This window comes from Streptomyces olivaceoviridis, assembly GCF_014650115.1.
Classification (GTDB): Bacteria; Actinomycetota; Actinomycetes; order Streptomycetales; family Streptomycetaceae; genus Streptomyces; species Streptomyces olivaceoviridis.
Genome location: NZ_BMUI01000005.1, coordinates 63,906 through 82,848 on the forward strand (window position 1 = coordinate 63,906; position 18,943 = coordinate 82,848).

An 18,943-nucleotide genomic window follows, 5' to 3' on the forward strand; every position below is an offset into this window, starting at 1 on the left:
CCTGGCCGACCAGCCGCTTCCGCTCCTCCGCTCCCCCGCGACGACTCCGACGGCGGCGTCCGGACGCACTTCCGCTCGGCCGGCCCTGCCTCTTGGGACCAGTTCATGGCCCTGTGGCCGGTCACCTTGATCGGCGGCACGTCTGTCGGCGGGGCCGTACCCCGTGGTGGGCGTCGGCCAGATGACCCGCTCCTACAGACTGACGAAGTTTTCGCCGACCGATCGCTACGGAGCGCGGTGGTGTGCGCACATCCCGGCCTCACACAATCTCGGTATGCGAAAGCCGGCCTCGTGCCGGCTTCATCCTTCTGAGGTCATCGAGGAGAGCACACATGGTTCACACCGGCGACCCCACGACGACTTCGGCACGGGCCGCGCAACGCGTGGTCGAGTGCCTGCAAGCCAATGGCGTGCGTTATGTGTTCGGCGTACCGGGTGCCAAGATCGACGCCGTCTACGACGCCCTGGTCGACGGCGGACCCGAACTGATCGTGTGCCGCCACGAACAGAACGCCGCCTTCATGGCCGGTGCCGTCGGACGTCTCACCGGGGTCCCCGGCGTCACCCTCACCACCTCGGGTCCCGGCACCAGCAACGTGGCCACGGGGCTGCTGACCGCCAACACGGAACAGGATCCCGTGGTCGCCATCTGCGGCGCCGTGGGCCGGCCGGACCGCCTCAAGCGGACGCACCAGTCGATGGACGCCGCGGCCCTGCTCACGGCGGTCACCAAGTTCACCGGCGAGGTCGCGCATCCGGACAACGTACCGGAGGCGATCAACAACGCCTTCCGGTCCGCACTGACCGAGCCGCGCGGGGCCGCCGCCGTCGTCCTGCCCGCTGACGTGGCCGCCGAAGGGACGGCAGCGAGCATCCGGAAGCTGCTGCCCGTCCCGGACACCGGAGCGGCGCCCGCAGAGAAGGTCGCGGAGGCCGCGCGCCTGCTGCGCGACGCGGCACGTCCCGCCGTGCTGGTGGGAAGCCGGGGCAGCGGCCCCGCGGCATGCGCCGCCCTGCGCGCGTTCATCACCGGCAGTGACCTCCCGGTGGTCGAGACGTTCCAGGCAGCGGGCGTCATCTCCCGCGACCTGGAGGACCACTACCTCGGACGCGTCGGGTTGTTCCGCAACCAGCCCGGAGACGTCGTCGTCGCCGAGGCGGACGTGGTGCTCGCCGTCGGGTTCGACCCCGTGGAGTACGACCCGCAGCTGTGGAACACGAACGTGGCACGCACCGTCATCCACGTCGACTCCGTGCCGGCGCAGATCGACAACCACTACCAGCCCGCCCTGGAACTGCGCGGTGATGTGGCCCGTACGCTGACCGCCCTGGCCGACGAGACGGGCCCGCTCAGGCTCGACACCGACGCCAGGGCAGCCGTGTCCGCCGAGCGCGACCGGCTGGCCGCCATCGACGAGGAGGCCCGGCGGGCCCCCGCGAGCGAGGACGGCCTCGATCCGGCCGCGCTGGTGCTGACTCTGCGCGACCACCTCGACGACGACGCGACCGTCGCCTGTGACATCGGATCCGTGTACATCCACATGGCACGTCACTTCCGCGCCTACGAGCCCCGCAGGCTCCTGTTCTCCAACGGCCAGCAGACTCTGGGCGTGGCTCTGCCCTGGGCGATGGCCGCGGCACTCGTCCGCCCCCACACCCAGATCGTCTCCGTCTCCGGAGACGGCGGCTTCCTCTTCTCGGCCCAGGAACTGGAGACCGCCACGCGCCTGGGGCTGTCCTTCGTTCACGTGATCTTCCGGGACAACACCTACGACATGGTGGGCTTCCAGGAGAAACTGAAATACGGTCGCACGTCCGGTGTCGAGCTGGGCGACTACGACGTGGTGAGTTTCGCCAAGGCGTTCAACGCGCGAGGTGTACGCGTCCGCGGCTACGACGAGTTCGCCACCGAGCTCCGTCAGGCCCTGCTGGAACCCGGACCCACGATCATCGACGTCCCCGTCGACTACTCCCGCAACACCGAGCTGGGCACCCACCTCATCTCGGACGCCTTCGAGTAGAAGCCGACAGCGAGCTGGAGGAGGACCCCTCATGGCCGACACCGAGACCGCCCGGGACCGGCTGCTGCGTCTGCTGACGTCCCTGACACGTCACACACCTGCCGGACCGGCGGAACCACCGTCGACCGTCTACCAGACGTCCACCATGGCCGCGCTTCTCGACGGCGTGTACGACGGCGACGTCACCGTCGCGGCACTGCTGGAGCACGGAGACTTCGGGGTGGGCACGTTCAACGGACTCGACGGGGAGATGGTCGTGCTGGACGGCGTCTGTCACCGGCTGCGTGCCGACGGGACCGTGACCCCGGCCGCCGACACCGATCGCACCCCGTTCGCCGCGGTGACCTTCTTCCGTCCCGACGCGACGCGGCACCTGACCGCACCCATGACGAGACACGACGTGGAGACGGTCGTCGGCGAACTCGCACCCAGCGGCAACCTGATCCGCGCCGTGCGCGTCGACGGCCACTTCAGCAGCGTCCGCACCAGAACGGTGGCCGAACAGCATCGCCCCTACCCGCCGCTGGTCGAAGCGACCGAGGGCCAGGCCGTCGCCGCCTTCCAGGACATCGACGGCACCCTCGTGGGATTCGTGACACCGGAATACGAAGGCGGAGTGTCGGTGCCGGGTTACCACCTCCACTTCATCGACCAGGCGAAGCGGAAGGGAGGGCACTGCTTCGACTTCGAGATCACCGCCGGCACCGTGGCCGTGGCCACCGCGCACGAGTTCCACCTCAGCCTTCCCACCTCCCCGGAGTTCCTGGCCTCGCGGCCTCCCGCCTCTTTCGGAGACCAGGTGCGGCGAGCGGAAGGCGGATCCGACCATGGGGGATGAGGTACGGGGAACAGACGCCGGCCACGTCTCGGACGGGCCGGTACGGGGTCGCCACGGCGGCGTCGAAGGAAGCTTCCGGCCCAGAGGGCTGTCCACGGCGAGGCTCGCAGGACCGGTCTCCCCGCGGTGAGGATGCCTGCCCTCGGCGTCGCGCGCGAGGTGGCGCTGGGTTCTCGCCGCGTCGCGTGCGGCGAGAAGGGCCCGCCCAGCGGGGCGGTGGCAACGACCGACGGTGAGGCGCAGGTGTGCCCGCGGCCCGACACCACCCACGCGTCGGAGGCGTCGTCGTCCCGCCGATGTGCGGGCCCGGACAGGCGAGGTGGCGGCGCCGGCCTCCAGCGGGCTCGACTCCGTACGCGTGGCCCAGTCCTTGATCAGGGACACTCCGCCGGCGCCCGCAGCCGTCGTGTCCGAGCGGGTACCGGGCCGGTCGACTCACGGGCGATGTACGTCGTGTTCAGGGTGTGCCGGCGGGGACGGGCGGCGGCTCCGCTGATGCGGCGGATCAGGATGTCCGCGGCCAGGCCGCCCAGTTCCTGCACGGGCTGGCTGACCACGCTCAGCCGCGGGCGGATGAGCGTGGTCCACTCCGCGTCGTCGAAGCCGATCACCGAGACGTCGTCGGGGATGCGGGCGTCGAGGTCGAGCAGGGCGTCGAGGGTGCCGAGCGTCGCCACGTTGTCGGTGGTGAACAGGGCGGTGGGGCGGTCGCGCGAGGTCATCAGCTCCAGTACCGCCGACCGCGCCCAGGCCCGCTCGTACCCGGTGTGCCGGATCAGCTCCGCGGAGCGCGGGATGCCGGCCGCTCGCAGGGCCTGGCGGTAGCCGGCGACACGTTCCGTGGTCGTCCAGATGTCCGCGCCCGGCGCCAGACGGGTGCCGTCGTCGCCCGGCATGGCCGAGGTGATCACCGCGATCCGGGTGTGTCCCGCCTCGGTGAACCGGGTCACCGCCGCCTTCACCGCCCCCCGGTTGTCGACGACCACTGTGTCCAGGGCGGCCCCGGTCAGCACACGGTCCAGCAGCACCACCGGGATGCCGGCGGAGACGGCCCGGGCGAGGTGCTCGTCGTCGGTGGCGGCCGGCGCCACCACGAGCCCGTCCACGCGCCGCTCGATGAACAGCTGGACCGCGGCCTTCTCCTTCTCGCTGTCCTCGTCGCTGTTGGCGAGGATGGCCTGCAACCCCGCCTTGGCCGCGACGTCGGCGATGCCGCGCACCGCCCGGGCGAAGTAGGCGTTCTCCACGTCGGCGACGACCACTCCGAGGGTGTCGGTCCGGCCGCTGATCATGCTGCGGGCCACGGCGTTGGTGCTGTAGCCCAGCTCGGCGGCGGCGGCGAGCACCCGTTCCCGGGTGGCCGCGCTCGCCGATCCGTACCCGCCGAGGACGCGTGCGGCCGTCGCCTGTCCCACACCGGCGTGCCGGGCGACGTCCGGGATGGTCACGCGACGCCTCGGCCGCGATTCAGGGGACATGTGCGGATCTCTTCGTGTCGGGCCGGCGAACGCCGGGGAACGGGACGGTGGGATTCACCGCCATTCAACCATTGACGCGGGGCCTCGGGGCGTGGGTAAGGTACGAGCGCGTTGGTAACGTTATCAATCCTGCCCGTCAGAACGCATCCTCCTGCCCTCCCCCGGACGGCCGTCCACGCGCCCTGCCCGACGGCCGCCCGCTCTCCCCTATCCGAACTCCGGAGGTCTCCGCGATGGCAACCGACACCCTTTCGCCGCCACCAGTCGGCGCAGATCCGGCCATCACCCTCGTCGACGTGGTCAAGGACTTCGGCGGCGTCCGCGGCGGAGCGGCGGTGCGAGGGGTGAACCTCACCATCGCCGAAGGGGAGTTCTTCTCCCTGCTGGGGCCGTCCGGCTGCGGCAAGACCACCACCTTGCGGATGATCGCCGGCTTCGAGGAGCCCAGCGGCGGGCAGATCCTGCTGCACGGCCGGAACATGGTCGGCGTCCCGGCCAACAAGCGGGACATCAACATGGTGTTCCAGTCCTACGCGCTCTTCCCGCACCTGAGCGTCGCCGACAACGTGGCGTTCGGACTGCGCCGCCGGCGTGTCCCCAAGGACGAGATCCACGACCGGGTCGACCGCATCCTGCGCACCGTCGAACTCGCCGAGAAGGCGGACCACCGCCCCCGGCAGCTCTCCGGTGGCCAGCAGCAACGCGTGGCCCTGGCTCGTGCCCTGGTCAACCGCCCGCGCGCCCTGCTCCTCGACGAACCGCTGGGCGCACTCGACCTGAAGCTGCGGCAGTCCATGCAACTGGAGCTCAAGCGCATCCAGCGCGAGGTGGGCATCACCTTCATCTACGTCACGCACGACCAGGCCGAGGCGCTGACCATGTCGGACCGGATCGCGGTGATGAACGGCGGCCTGATCGAGCAGGTCGCCTGCCCGCAGGAGGTGTACGAGCGCCCCGCCACCGCGTTCGTCGCCGGCTTCATCGGCACCTCGAACCTGATCAGCGGCCGTCTGACCACCGCCGGACCGGAGGGCGGGGTGATCGACCTCGGCGACGGACAGCGCGTCACCGTCCCGCCGTCCGCCGCCGCGCCCACCGCCGGATCGGACGTCCAGCTCACCGTACGGCCCGAGAAGATCACCCTGAGCACCGGCCCGGCCGGGGACGCGAGCCGCCTCCGGGGCACCGTCAGCGAGGTGGTCTACCTGGGCACCTCCACCAGTTACACCGTGGCCACGAGCACCGGCGCGGAGATGACCGTCTTCCAGCCCAACGACGGCACCGCCTCCGTCGTACCGGCCCGCGGCGACACGGTCTGGCTGTCCTGGGCCACCGCCCACTCCTACCCGCTCGGCACCACGCCCGCCGCACCGGCCACGTCCGCCACCGCCGACCGCGCGGTCCCCGACTCCGGTTCCCTCACCCCGAGCTGACGACAGGTCGACCAAGATGCCCCTTCAGCCCACACCTCCCGCGCCCTGGCTGCGCGGACTGGCCGAGCGCCGCTGTTCCCGGCGCGGTCTGCTGCGTGCCGCCCTCGGCGCCGCCGCCCTGGCCCCGCTCGCCGCGTGCAGCGTGCCCGGCGCCCGCAAGCCCGTGCCCGGCACGGCCGCCGAGATCGCCGCCGCCGTCGGCGACTTCTGGACCGGACGGAAGAAGAAGGGCCGGCTCAGCTTCGCCAACTACACCCAGTACATCGACACCGACCCCGGCGACCAGAGCCGGCACCCCACCCTGGAGGCGTTCACCCGCGAGACCGGCATCAAGGTCTCCTACGACGAGGTGATCGACGACAGCGCCTCCTGGTTCGGCAAGATCCAGCCGGAGTTCGCCTCGGGACAGGGCATCGGCTACGACCTGATGGTGCTGGGCGGCGACAGTTACCTGCCCAAGTACATCGAACTCGGCTACCTCGCCCCGCTCGACCACAGCCGACTGCCCCACTTCGCCCGGTACGGCGGTGCCGCGTTCAAGAACTCCTCCTTCGACCGCGGCAACGTCTACACCGTGCCCTGGCAGTCCGGCATGACCGGCATCGGCTACGACCCGGACAAGGTCGGCCGGAAGATCACCAGTTGGCAGGACCTGCTCGACCCGAAGCTGCGCGGCAAGGTCGGCATGTGGAACGACGCGGTGCAACTGGGCAACATCGCCCTGCTGGCCGTCGGCGTCGACCCGGAGACCTCCACGCACGCCGACTGGCGCAAGGCCGCCGCGTGGCTGCGCGAGCAGCGCGACGCGGGCCTGGTCCGCTCCTACAGCACCAGCACCTACCAGTCCTCGCTCCAACGTGGTGACATCTACGCCTCGTTGGTGTACTCCGGCGATGTCTTCCAGGCCAACCGGAGCGGCTCCCGGCTGGAGTTCGTCATTCCCGAAGAGGGCGGACTGCTGTGGACCGACAACCTGTGCATCCCCTCGACGGCCGCCCATCCCGTCGACGCCCTGACGTACATGGACTACGCCTACCGGCCCGAGGTCGCCGCGAAGATCAGCGAGACGGTGCAGTTCGTCTGCCCCGTCCCGGACGCCCAGCCGGTGATCGCGCGCGACGCGGACGCCGCCGACGGCAAGCACCGGTCCCTGCTCCGCTCACTGAGCACCAGCCCCCTGGTCTTCCCGACCAAGGCCGACGAAGCCAAGCTGCGCCACCTGCGGGTGCTCGACGAAACGGAGGAGAAGCAGTGGAACGCGCTGTTCGAACCGATCTACCAGTCCTGACGCACCGCCGGCGGCGCCCCGGCGCGGTGCTGGCCCCGTATCTGATGGTGCTGCCGGGCTGGCTGTGGCTGGCCGCCTTCTTCGTGACGCCGGTGATCGTCATGGTGTCGCTGTCCCTGCAGACCGGCGACTTCATCGACGGCTTCCGCCAGACCTTCCACTTCGCCACCTACGCCCACGTGGTGGAGACCTACCACGTGCAACTGGTCCGCTCCCTCCTCTACGGCGCCGCGGCCACCGTCGGCTGCGCGCTGGTGGGCTACCCGGTGGCCTACTGGATCGCCTTCCGGGCCGGCCGGCACAAGTCGGTCTTCCTCTTCCTGCTCCTGCTGCCGTTCTTCGTCTCCTTCGTCATCCGCACCCAGTCCTGGAACGTGGTGCTCGCCGACAACGGCGTCCTGCTCGGCCCGCTCAAGCACCTGGGGCTGCTGCCCGCCGGCTTCCACGTCCTGGCCACCCCGTACGCGGTGATCGGCGGGCTGACCTACAACTTCCTGCCGTTCATGGTGCTGCCCGTGTACGTGGCCCTGGAGCGGGTGGACGCCAAGGTCATCGAGGCCTCCACCGACCTGTACGCGTCCCGGGCGCAGACCTTCTGGCGCGTGGTGCTGCCGCTCTCCCTGCCCGGAGTCTTCGCGGGCGTCCTGCTGACCTTCGTGCCCGCCTCCGCCGACTACGTCAACGCCGGCATCCTCGGCGGCCCCTCGACCACCATGATCGGGAACATCATCCAGACCGAGTACTTCACCAACCTCGACTACCCGGCCGCCGCCGCCCTGTCCTTCGTCCTCATGGGCGCCCTGCTGCTGGCCGTGTTCGCCTACGCGCGCGCCCTGGGCACCGACGACGTGCTGGAGGTGGCCGCGCGATGACCACCGGCACCGTCACCCGCGTCGAGGGCGCCGTCGCGGCGCCCCGGCCGCGCACCGGCCGACGCCCGCGCCGCCGTCCCACGCTCACCCTGTACACCTGGCTGGTGCTGGCCTGGCTGCTGCTGCCGATCGCCGTCATGGTCCTGTTCGGCTTCAACGACACCCACAGCAAGGTGAACTTCACCTGGCAGGGCTTCACCCTCACCTGGTACCGGCACCTGTTCGCCCTCCCCAACCTGACCTCGGCGCTGGTCAACAGCCTCACCGTCGCGCTGGTCGTCACGGTGGCCGCCACCCTGCTGGGCACGCCGATCGGCCTGGCCCTGGGCCGCCACCGCTTCCGCGGGCGCGGCTCCGTGGACCTGCTGCTGTTCGCCGCCATCGCGGCCCCCGAGATCGCCCTGGGCGCCGCCCTGCTGTCGCTGTTCATCGTCCTCGGCGTGCCGCGCGGCTACTGGACCATCGTCATCGCGCACGTGGCCTTCTGCATCCCGTACGTCGCCATCACCGTACGGGCCCGCATGGCGGGTCACGATCCGACGCTGGAGGAGGCCGCCCGGGACCTCGGAGCCGGGCCGTGGACGGCGTTCCGGCTGGTCACCCTGCCCGCACTGCTGCCCGGTGTGGCCTCCGGAGCCCTGCTGTGCTTCGCCCTGTCCATCGACGACTACGTCATCACCAGCTTCAACGCCGGCCGGACGGTCACCTTCCCGCTGTGGGTGTACAGCGCCAGCCGTACCGGCGTGCCCCCGCAGGTCAACGTCATGGGAACGCTGATCTTCGTCGGCGGCCTCGTCATCGCCGGTGCGAACGTGCTGTTCGCCCGGCGCCGCGCGGCCTGACACCTCTCCCGCGCCGCCAGAACACCGGCCCGGTCGCGGCCGGTCGGAAACAACCCCTCGAAGGAAACCATCACCGTGCTCTCTTTCAACGAAGCCGAGTTCGTCGCGCAGACGGAAAGCCTCGTGGCACTGCGCCCCCGGATCGAGGAGGTCGTCGACCGTCTCGTGGACGAGGGGTACGACAACGTCCTCCTGGTGGGCGCCGGCGGCACCTACGCGCAGATGTGGCCCTATGAGCACCTGGCCCGGCGCACCTCGGTGCTGCCGGTGCGGGCGGCCATCGCGGCGGAGCTGGTCGTCTCCGGTGACGCCCGGCTGGGCGAGCGGACCGCGGCCGTGTTCACCTCCGTCTCCGGCACCACCGAGGACAGCCTCAAGGCCATCGAGTACTGCAAGGAGCGGGGCGCGTACACGATCGGCTTCACCGGCCACCCCGACTCCCCCGTCGCCCAGCGGGTGGACACCGCGCTGGTGTCGGCGCCCAAGGCCTGGCCGTTCGACGTCCAGATGCTGCTGTTCATGGGCCGGCTGCTCTCCCGGAGGGGCGAGTTCACCGGCTACGACCGTCTCGCCGACGAACTCGCCGGCCTGCCCCGCATCCTGGTGGAGGTCGCCCGACAGGCCGAGCCGGTGGCGTCCGACTTCGCCGAGGCCCACAAGGACACCGACTACCACTTCCTCATCGGCGGCGGCAACCTGTGGGGGTTCACCTACCTGTACTCCATGTGCATCCTCGAAGAGATGCAGTGGCTGCGCACCACCCGGGTGCACAGCGCCGAGTTCTTCCACGGCTCGCTGGAGCTGCTGGAGGAGGACACCAGCGTGATCGTCTTCCAGGGCGAGGACGAGACCCGCGCGCTCACCGACCGGGCCGAGGCGTTCGCCCGGCGCGTCTCCAAGGACGTCACCGTCTTCGACACCCGTGACTACCCCCTTGCCGGCATCAGCCCCGAGTTCCGGGGGCTGCTGGCGCCGCTGGTGCTGGACACCGTGATGGACCGGGTCAGCAAGCACCTGGAGCGGGTGCGCGACCACTCCCTGGACCTGCGCCGCTACTACCGCGTCATGGACTACTGACCGCGGTCCGCCCCACCCCACCTCCATCCGCCCCGGCGTGCCCGTGCCCGTGCACCGGCACGCCCCGAGCGGGCGCCGCGCACCCGCGCGGCGCCCGCCCTCCTGGAGACTTTGATGAACATCCTCGGTTTCGGCGACAACGTCGTGGACCGCTTCGTGGACCGCGGCATCGACTACCCGGGCGGCAACTGCGTCAACGTGGCCGTGTACGCCCGCCGTCTCGGTCTCGACACCGCCTATCTGGGGGTGTTCGGCGACGACGACCTCGGTGCCTTCCTCCGTACGGCCGTGGCGGCCCAGGGCGTCGCGGTGGAGCGCAGCGTGGTGCGCCACGGCGAGTCCGGCGTCTCCACTCTCCATGTGCAGGGCGGCGACCGGGTGTTCCTCGGCTACAACGGCGGCGGTGTCACCGTGCGCGACCCACTCGTCCTGGACGACGCCCTGCTGGCGTACGCGGCGTCGTTCTCGCTCGTGCACTCCAGCGTGTACTCGCGCACCGAGAGCGAACTGCCCAAGCTGGCCGCGGCCGGTCCCCTGGTCAGCTTCGACCTCTCCGACGACGACGAGTTCCGCTCCCCCGCCTACCTCGACCGGGTCTGCCCCCACCTCGACCTGGCCCTGCTGTCCTGCTCCGACCTGGACGAGGCGGCCACGCGGCGGCTGCTGGAAGCCGTGGTGGCGCGGGGAGCCCGCATGGTCCTGGCGACCCGCGGCCTGGCGGGGGCCATCGTGTACGACGGCCGGACCCTGGCGACGGCACCGGCGCGCGCCGCGGACGCACGGACCATGACCGACACCATGGGCTGCGGTGACGCGTTCCTCGCCGGTTTCGCGGTGTGCCTGCTCCACGACGGCTGGTCCCGCCGCAATCCGCCGTCCCGCACCTCTTTGGAACGCGCGCTGCGGCACGGCGCGCGGTCGGCCCATGACCAGTGCTTCGTGGAGGCCGCCTTCGGCCACGGCCGGCCTGCCCCGAGGACACCGGTCCCGGTGCCGCTCGACCAGGCCGGCGCGAACGCCGCGGAGTCCCAGCCGTGACCCGCCGCGCGGCAGGGCGCATCGCCCGCGCGCTGCCGCCAGGCTCCTGGGCCGCGGTGACGGACGGATCCGGGCCGTGAGGGCGCGCGGGAGCGTGGGATCGGAGCCTCTGTGACGGACCCCAGGTCTTGAGCGGGACCCGGTGGAATGGCACAGTCACCCCATGACGAGCGCCGCCGCCGACCGCCACGACGATCTCAGGACGTGGCTCGGTGCCATCGCGGACCTCGCCGAGGCGGTGAACGGCACCGGAAGCGTGCGCTCACTGCTGGACCTCGTGGCCAGGACGGCCTGCCGGCTGCTGGGCTACGACTTCTGTTCCGTGCTGCTGCCGGACCCGGCGCACCGGGTCCTCGCCATCGAGGGGGCCTACGGGCTGTCGGCCGCCTACATCAGAGGCGTGAACATCAAGCACCCGGTACGGATCGGGGCCGGGGAGTGCGGAGAGGCGCCTTCGAGCCGGGCGTTCCGCACGGGCAGGGCCGTCGCCATCGGTGATGTCACGGCCGAGACCCACTACGCGTGGGGCGGGGTCGCCGAGCAGCAGGGCTACCGTTCCATCATCGCCGTACCTCTCATGACCTCCGGCTCCTGTCTGGGCACGCTGACGTGTTACCGCGCCGGCGCGCACGAGTTCTCCGACGACGAGCAGGAACTCCTCACGACTCTGGCGAACCAGGCCGCCATCGCCATCGAGACGGCCCGCCTGCGGGACCGGGAACAGCAGACGATCGGCGAACTGCGGGAACTGAACGACTCGCTGCGCGAGCAGCATGCCCTGCTGCGGCGCAGCGAGGACATCCACCGCCAGCTGACCGAGGTCGCCCTGCGCGGCGAGGGCATCCGGGGGGTCGCCGGGGCGCTTGCCGCCCTGCTCGATCGTCCGGTTCTGTTCGAGGACGCCGACGGGAGCAGGCTGACGGCGGCGCAGCCCTCCACAGCGGTGCCGGGCGACCCGTTCGACGGTCCGGACGGCTTCTCGGTGCCGCGCCAGTCGCTCGCGGACCTGCCGACCACTGGGGTCGTCGAGGTGGGGACGGACGGCGGCGGGATGCCGTGGGCGACGTCCGCGGTCGCCCTGGCCAGGGAAGTCGTCGCCCGGGTGTGGATCCCGGGGGACCTGGCCGGCCTCGGCCCCCTCGGACGACGGGCGATCGAGCACGCGTCGGTCGTGGCCGCCCTGGAGATACTGCGCGAACGCACCGCCGTGGACGTCGAATGGCGGCTGCGCGGAGAGCTGTTGACCGATCTCCTCACCCAGCAGCCGGCCGCCATGGCGACGGTCGTGGCACGGGCCGCCCGCCTCGGCCACGACCTGCACCGGGCGCACTCCGTGCTCGTCGTCCGGGTGGACGACGAGTCGGTGACACCCGGCTCGGCCCGGGGAACCGACACCCCGCGCCGGGTGCTGTCGGCCGTCCACGCCATGGCGACCCGGCAGACCCCCCGCCCCTTGGTGGCCCGTCACGGTGACGACGTCGTCGTGCTGTGGCCCTCGGACCCCGACGGGGAGGACCTTCCCGCGGGAGAACCGACGCCCGTGACAGCACACGTCGCACCGGGTGCGGTGTCGGCGGCCGACACCATCCGCCGGTCCGTCGCACGCGCCCTGCCGATCACCGTGACGGTCGCGGTGTCGCGGCCGTGCGCCGACCTCGCGGACTACCCGGCCGCGTTCCGTACGACACGGGGCGTCCTGACCATCACGCAGTTGCGTGGCCGCCGCGACCGTACGGTGGAACTCGGCGACCTGGGGGTGCAGGGGCTGCTCCTGCAACTTGAGGACCCCTCGGAGCTGCTACGGTTCGCCGACCGCGTCCTGGCGCCCGTTCTCGACTACGACCGGCGCCGCCACACCCGGCTGCTGGACACGCTGCGCACCTATCTCGCCCACGGCCTCAGCACGGCCCGCACGGCCGAGGTCCTCTTCGTGCACCCCAACACCGTCGGTCTGCGGCTGAAGCGGGTCGAGGAGCTGCTTGAGGTGAGCCTCACGGAACCCGACGCGCTCTTGCAGATCACCGCCGCACTCGCGGCGATCGAGGTCAACGGCCTGGGGTGACGGCCGTACCAGGGAGCCGTTCGCACCTCGTCTGATCAGCCCCCAGCGCCCCTCTCGGTCCGGCGACGGTCCGACCGAGCATGCCCCGGGACCGGCCCGCCGCGGACTGTGCCGATCCACAGCGAACCGCTCCGACGATGTGTGCCCACACATCGAAACAGATGTTGCCCGGGCCAATACTCGATCGCAGTCCGGCCGCCGGAACCGCGATTCCGGTTCGACACCCCCGTGCCCCGGCCGACCCGCGGACGCCGGCCGTGCCCGCACCGCGAACCCCATCTCCGCTTCGTCCGAAGTGTGACGCCTGAAGGAGGCGAACCGCCCTGGTTACCCAGATCCCCGTCCCCGCAGCGAGCGAGGCCACCACGCACCGCGACCGGGCCATCGTGAACCCCGCCACGGGAGAAGTGATCCGCTCGGTACGGGACCACACGCCGTCCGAAGTGGACGAGGCGGTCAAGGCGGCGAAGGCGGCCTTCGAGTCCGGTCCGTGGCCACGTCTGCCGCGCAGTGAGCGCGCCCGGCACCTGCTCCGCTGCGCCGACGCGATCGAGGCGAACAGCAAGGTGCTGTTCCGGCTGGAGACGCAGAACAACGGCCGGCCCATCACCGAGACCAAGGCACAGCTCTCCCGTGTCCCGGAGTGGTTCCGGTACAACGCGGGCCTGCTGGCCGCCCAGCGGGACGCGGTCCTGCCCGGAGACGGCCCCTACCTGACGTACCAGCGGCGTTCACCGCTCGGCGTGTGCGGGATCATCACGCCGTTCAACCACCCGTTGCTGATCCTCGCACGCAGTCTGTCCGCGGCCCTGGCCACCGGCAACACCGTGGTGGTCAAACCCTCGGAGCTGACTCCGCTGACCACGCTCGCGCTGGTCGACGTGCTGCGCGCTGCCGGACTCCCCGACGGAGTGGTGCATGTGGTGACCGGCGGACGGGAAGTGGGGGAACGGCTGACCGGGCACCCGGACATCGCCAAGATCACGTTGACCGGGGGAACCGAGGCGGGGCGCGCCGCCGCGGTCGCCACCGCGTCCCGGTTCGCCCGTGTCACCGCCGAGCTCGGCGGCAAGACCCCGATCGTCGTCTTCGACGACATCGATCCGCGCGTGGCCGCCGAAGGAGCGGCGTTCGCCGCGTTCGTCGCGGCCGGCCAGTCCTGTGTCGCCGGTTCACGCTTCCTCGTCCAGCGGGGTGCCTACGACGCCTTCGTCGAGGCGCTCGCCTCCCGTGCGTCAGCCATCCGCATCGGCGACCCCGCGCGGACGGAAACGCAACTGGGTCCGTTGATCAGCGAGGTCCAGCGCGAGAAGGTCCTGCGGCTGATCGGGACCGGCGTCCAGGAGGGCGCCCGTGTCGCCGCGGGAGGAGGCGTTCCCGATCTGCCGGCGGAACTCGGCGACGGCTACTACGTGCAGCCCACCGTCCTGGCCGACGCGACCATGTCGATGACGGTCGCACGGGAGGAGATCTTCGGTCCCGTCGCGGTCGTCGTGCCCTTCGACGACGAGGACGACGCGGTCGCCATGGCCAACGACAACCGGTTCGGTCTCGGGGCGGGTGTGTGGACCCGGGACATCGCGCGGGGGCACCGGGTCGCGGACCGCGTCGTCGCCGGAATGGTGTGGGTGAACGACCACCACCGCCTGGAGCCGTCCCTCCCGTGGGGCGGCGTCAAGGAATCCGGTGCCGGCCGGGACGCCGGCCAGGAGTCCTTCGACGACTTCACCTGGGTCAAGACGGTCGTGGTGCGCACCGCCGCCGACGACGTCGACTGGTACGGGAACTCCGCGCCCGCCCGCCTCAACTGATCCCGCCGACAGGTGAGTTCGTCGCCCTGACTGCGACGCCCACCGCGTGTCCTGACACATCCGACGAAGGAGTCGCGCATGTCGAACACAGCGAACGGCCGCCACTTCGGTGCGCGATGGCCGAGGGAGATCACCCGCACGCAATGGCTCGTTCTGGCGGGAACCACGATGGGCTGGGCCCTGGACGGGTTCTCCGGAAGCCTCTACGCCCTGGTCCTCGGCCCCGCCATGACCGAATTGCTCCCCCACAGCGGCATCCGGGCGGACGCGAGCGGCATCGGCTTGTACGGGGGTCTGACCGTGGCCCTCTTCCTCGCCGGCTGGGCCGTCGGCGGGATCCTGTTCGGCCTTCTGGCCGACTACTTCGGGCGGGTCAGGGTGCTGTCCGCCGGCGTGGTCGCCTACGCCGTGTTCACCGCGCTGGCCGCGTTCACCGACACCTGGTGGCAGTTGGGCGTACTGCGGTTCGTCGCCGGACTCGGCTCCGGTGTCGAGGCACCGGTGGGGGCCGCGCTGGTGGCCGAGGTGTGGCGCAACCGGTACCGGGCGCGTGCCTGCGGCGTGATGATGTCCGGCTACGCCGCCGGCTTCTTCGTCGCCGCCCTCGCGTACGACTTCCTCGGGGGCCAGGGCTGGCGCGTGATGCTGGGCATCGCCGTGGCCCCCGCCCTGCTGGTCTGGTTCATCCGCCGGTACGTTCCCGAGCCCCCGGAGATCAGGGCCGCCATCGCGGACCGCCGGAACCGGAAGGCGCGGGGCCACACCGCCCCGGAGGACCGGTTCGTGCTGCGCAGGCTGCTCGCGCCGCCCTTCCTGAGCCGGACACTCGTCGCGACGACACTCGCCACCGGCTCGCTGGTCGCCTTCTGGAGCGTGTCGACCTGGTACCCCCAGATCATCCGCCACGCCGCCGACGCCGGCGGGCTGCCGCAGCACACGGCCGACAGCCATGTCGCGGTCGCCTCCATGCTGTTCAACGCGGGCGGCGTCCTCGGATACGCCTCGTGGGGGTTCCTCGCCGACGCGGTCGGCCGGCGCAAGGCGTTCGCCGTCAGCTTCGCCGCCTCCACCGCGGGCGTCGCCTACCTCTTCCCCTTCCAGCACGGCTACGCCGAGTTCCTGCTCGCCCTGCCGGTCGTCGGGTTCGGCCTGTTCGGGGCGCTGTCCGGCACGTTCGTCTACGGTCCCGAGCTCTTCCCTCCCAGTGTGCGGGCGACCGGCATGGCGCTGTCGAACAGCGTCGGCCGTCTGATCACCGCGGCGGGCCCGTTGGTGGCCGGCGTCATCGCCGTCTCCTGGTTCGGCGGCGACCTCGGGCTGGCGACCACGTGCGTGGCCGCGGTCGGCCTGACGGCGGCGGTCGGGCTGGCCTTCGCGCCCGAGACGCGGGGGCTGGACCTCCCGAGCGATCCCCTTCCCACCGGTCCGGAGCGGGCACCGGCGCCGGCCGAAACCATCACTGCCAAGGAGATGCATTCATGAACGCGTACGACGGCGCCACCGCAGCGGTCGTCGGCGGATCGATCGGGGGGCTCACCACCGCCCTCCTCCTGCGCGACCTCGGCTTCTCGGTCGACGTCTTCGAGCGCACCCCTACCGCCCTCGACGGCCGTGGCAGCGGCATCGTGCTCCAGCCGGACACCCTGCGCTGGTTCACCGAACGCAGCGAGCAGCACCCGCAGGACCTGAGCACGTCCACCGAGTGGGTGCAGTACCTCGGCACCGGGAACGACGTCGTCTACCGCGAGCGGACGACATGGAGTTACACGTCGTGGGGCACGTTCTACCGCGCCCTGCTCGCCGACTTCGGGACGGACCACTACCACCTGGGCGAGTACGCCTGCGGATTCGACCAGGACGAACAGCACGCCACCGTCCGTTTCGTGAGCGGACGCGAGGTGACCGCGGACCTGGTGGTCTTCGCCGACGGGATCACCTCCACGGCCCGTCAGCGCTTCGACCCCGCCGCGGCCCTGACGTACTCCGGCTACGTCGGATGGCGTGGCACGGTCCCGGAGAAGGACCTGTCCGACGACACCCGCGAGCTGCTGCGGAACGCCATCACCTACACGGTGGTCCCGCACTCGCACATCACGCTCTACCCGATCCCCGGCGAGGGGGGAACCGGCCCGCGGGACCGGCTCATCAACTACGTCTGGTACCGCAACGTGCCCGAGGGACCCGAGCTGTCCGAGATGCTCATCGACAAGCGGGGCATCCCGGGTACCGTCTCGGTCCATCCGTCGCAGGTCCAGGACCGGTATGTCGACGAGATGCGGCAGTCCGCGACGCGGATGCTCTCGCCCGCGGCGGCGGAGGTGGTGACGTCGACGGCGACCCCGTACGTCCAGGTCGTCTCGGACGTACGGGCGTCCCGGATGGCCGAGGGCCGGGTGGCCCTGATCGGGGACGCGGCCTGCGCGGCTCGGCCGCACGCGGCGGCCGGCACGGCCAAGGCCGCGGCCGACGCCTGGGCGCTGAGCGCCGCGCTGGAGGCCGCCGCGGGAGACATCGGCGCCGCCCTGCGCAAGTGGGAGCCCGCCCAGCTCGACATCAGTGCCCGGCTGCTCGAACGGGTCGTCGCCATGGGGAGCCGCTCCCAGTTCTCCAACACCTGGACCCCCGGCGACCCGAGCCTGCGCTTCGGGCTCTACGGCCCCGGGCGATGACACCGCCGGACGCCCTGGGCGTATCCGCGGAACTCTACGACGAAGACGGAGGAACGATGACGGACAACGGATTTCTCACCGACCTGCCCCTCGCGGGCGTGCTCGTGGCCGGCGGATTCGAGGGCTGGTCACCGGCTCTGCGGGAGGAGTTCGAGGAGCACTCCCACGACGGCCGGGTCGGTTCCCGGCTGCTCAGCGAGACACGACGGGTCCGGGTGTGGGAGATCCGGCTCGCCCCGGGTGAGCGCTGGCACGCCCACCGGCACGTCCTCGACTACTTCTGGACCGCGGTGAACGCGGGACGCAGCCGCCAGCACACCCACGACGGCACGGTCCGCGAGGTCTCCTACTCCGCCGGGGAGACCCGGCACTTCACCTTCGGCCCGGGGGAATACCTCCTGCACGACATCGAGAACATCGGCGACACCGACCTGGTGTTCACCACCGTGGAACACCTGGACAGCGCCAATCCGCCGCTGGACATCCACGGCGGCCCGGACGGCCGGCGGGAGCGGCAGCCGTGATCAGCGCACCCCTGGCCGACGGCGTGATCGACGTCCACGCCCACTGGCTGCCCGCCGAACTGTTCAGCCTTCCCCCGGGCGCCCCGTACGGGCCCATGCGGGACCGTGACGGCTCCCTGTACCTCGGTGACATTCCGCTGTCGATCCCGACCCGGGCCATGAGCGACGTCGCCGCGATCCTCGGCGACATGCGCACGGCGGGTGTGGGGGTGCGGGTCGTGTCGGCGCCGCCCTTCGCGTTCCCGGTCGGAGGCGTGCCCGGTGCGGGCTCGTACGTCACCGCGTTCAACGAGGCGCTCTCCGCGGTGGTCGCCGACGCGGGCGGCAGGCTCGTGGGCCTCGGGATGGTCAGCCTCGACGAGCCCGCCGAGGCCCGCGCCCAGATGGAGCGGCTGGCCGTGACCGAGGGCATGGCAGGGATCGCCATACCGCCCCTGCACTACGGCCGGTCCCTGGACCAGGGCTTCCTGAGGGACGTCCTGACCGATGCCGACGCGCTGGGTCTGGCCGTACTCGTCCACCCGATGCAGCTGTCCCGGCCGGAGTGGTCGGAGCACTACCTGTCCAACCTCATCGGCAACCCCGTGGAGACCGCCACCGCCGTCGCCGCCCTGCTCCTCGGGGGTGTCAAGGAGCAACTGCCCCGGCTGCGGATCTGTTTCGTGCACGGCGGAGGATGCGCACCGGGGCTGCTCGGCAGGTGGACCCATGGCTGGCACGCCCGGGGCGATGTGCGCCGGCACTCGTCCCGGCCGCCGGACGAGGGCTTCGGAGAGCTGTTCTTCGACACCGTCACCCACGATCCCGGTCTGCTGCGCCTGCTGACCACGCACGCGTCCAAGGACGGCATCGTCTGCGGCAGCGACTACCCGTTCGACATGGCCCAGAGCGACCCCGTCCGCTTCGCCACCGACCACGGGCCGTCCGCGGCGGTGCTCACCTCCAACGCACGTGCCTTCCTCGGCCTGTGACAACGCCTCGACCACTCTT

General features: G+C 71.3%; 15 protein-coding genes. 14 read left to right on the top strand and 1 reads right to left on the bottom strand.

What is annotated here, in order from left to right; translation table 11 throughout:
- Window positions 1–332 precede the first annotated feature (332 nt).
- On the top strand, window positions 333–2,021 hold the full coding sequence (gene alsS / locus IE273_RS11590; RefSeq protein WP_189815058.1) for an acetolactate synthase AlsS: 1,689 nt from the start codon (window positions 333–335) through the stop codon (window positions 2,019–2,021).
- A gap of 31 nt (window positions 2,022–2,052) precedes the next feature.
- The gene (gene budA / locus IE273_RS11595; RefSeq protein ID WP_189815059.1) at window positions 2,053–2,859 is read left to right on the top strand and encodes an acetolactate decarboxylase; all 807 of its coding nucleotides are present in this window, start codon (window positions 2,053–2,055) and stop codon (window positions 2,857–2,859) included.
- Between the two features lie 374 nt (window positions 2,860–3,233).
- On the opposite strand, the gene IE273_RS11600 is transcribed toward budA, so the two are convergent.
- On the bottom strand, window positions 3,234–4,307 hold the full coding sequence (locus IE273_RS11600; RefSeq protein WP_189815060.1) for a LacI family DNA-binding transcriptional regulator: 1,074 nt from the start codon (window positions 4,305–4,307) through the stop codon (window positions 3,234–3,236).
- A 263-nt stretch (window positions 4,308–4,570) separates the two neighbouring features.
- On the opposite strand from IE273_RS11600, the gene IE273_RS11605 reads away from it, so the two are divergent.
- The 12 genes from IE273_RS11605 to IE273_RS11660 all read left to right on the top strand — a co-directional run bounded on the left by IE273_RS11605 (window position 4,571) and on the right by IE273_RS11660 (window position 18,924).
- Window positions 4,571–5,770 carry an ABC transporter ATP-binding protein gene (locus tag IE273_RS11605; RefSeq protein ID WP_229887170.1) on the top strand — a complete coding sequence of 400 codons (1,200 nt, stop codon included), beginning with the start codon at window positions 4,571–4,573 and terminating at the stop codon, window positions 5,768–5,770.
- 16 nt (window positions 5,771–5,786) lie between these two features.
- Entirely contained in the window at window positions 5,787–7,058 is a 1,272-nt protein-coding gene (locus IE273_RS11610) for a polyamine ABC transporter substrate-binding protein (RefSeq protein ID WP_189815061.1), read from the top strand.
- Between the two features lie 26 nt (window positions 7,059–7,084).
- On the top strand, window positions 7,085–7,930 hold the full coding sequence (locus tag IE273_RS11615; protein WP_014670359.1) for an ABC transporter permease: 846 nt from the start codon (window positions 7,085–7,087) through the stop codon (window positions 7,928–7,930).
- On the top strand, window positions 7,927–8,772 hold the full coding sequence (locus IE273_RS11620; protein WP_189815062.1) for an ABC transporter permease: 846 nt from the start codon (window positions 7,927–7,929) through the stop codon (window positions 8,770–8,772). Before IE273_RS11615 ends, IE273_RS11620 begins: the two co-directional genes overlap by 4 nt.
- 75 nt (window positions 8,773–8,847) lie before the next feature.
- On the top strand, window positions 8,848–9,849 hold the full coding sequence (locus tag IE273_RS11625; protein WP_189815063.1) for an SIS domain-containing protein: 1,002 nt from the start codon (window positions 8,848–8,850) through the stop codon (window positions 9,847–9,849).
- Window positions 9,850–9,963: 114 nt separating this feature from the next.
- On the top strand, window positions 9,964–10,887 hold the full coding sequence (locus IE273_RS11630; protein ID WP_189815064.1) for a PfkB family carbohydrate kinase: 924 nt from the start codon (window positions 9,964–9,966) through the stop codon (window positions 10,885–10,887).
- A gap of 163 nt (window positions 10,888–11,050) precedes the next feature.
- Window positions 11,051–12,949, top strand: a complete 1,899-nt coding sequence (locus IE273_RS11635) for a helix-turn-helix domain-containing protein (RefSeq protein ID WP_189815065.1) — start codon at window positions 11,051–11,053, stop codon at window positions 12,947–12,949.
- Between the two features lie 335 nt (window positions 12,950–13,284).
- Entirely contained in the window at window positions 13,285–14,760 is a 1,476-nt protein-coding gene (locus IE273_RS11640; protein WP_189815331.1) for an aldehyde dehydrogenase, read from the top strand.
- Between the two features lie 78 nt (window positions 14,761–14,838).
- Window positions 14,839–16,242, top strand: coding sequence for an MFS transporter (locus IE273_RS11645; protein ID WP_189815066.1), 1,404 nt, complete (start codon window positions 14,839–14,841; stop codon window positions 16,240–16,242).
- Complete coding sequence (locus IE273_RS11650) at window positions 16,239–17,429, top strand: FAD binding domain-containing protein (protein ID WP_189815067.1); 1,191 nt, start codon at window positions 16,239–16,241, stop codon at window positions 17,427–17,429. Before IE273_RS11645 ends, IE273_RS11650 begins: the two co-directional genes overlap by 4 nt.
- 56 nt (window positions 17,430–17,485) lie before the next feature.
- Entirely contained in the window at window positions 17,486–17,953 is a 468-nt protein-coding gene (locus IE273_RS11655; RefSeq protein WP_189815068.1) for a cupin domain-containing protein, read from the top strand.
- Window positions 17,950–18,924 carry an amidohydrolase family protein gene (locus IE273_RS11660; RefSeq protein WP_189815069.1) on the top strand — a complete coding sequence of 325 codons (975 nt, stop codon included), beginning with the start codon at window positions 17,950–17,952 and terminating at the stop codon, window positions 18,922–18,924. The genes IE273_RS11655 and IE273_RS11660 overlap by 4 nt, the downstream gene beginning before the upstream one ends.
- Window positions 18,925–18,943: the final 19 nt, after the last annotated feature.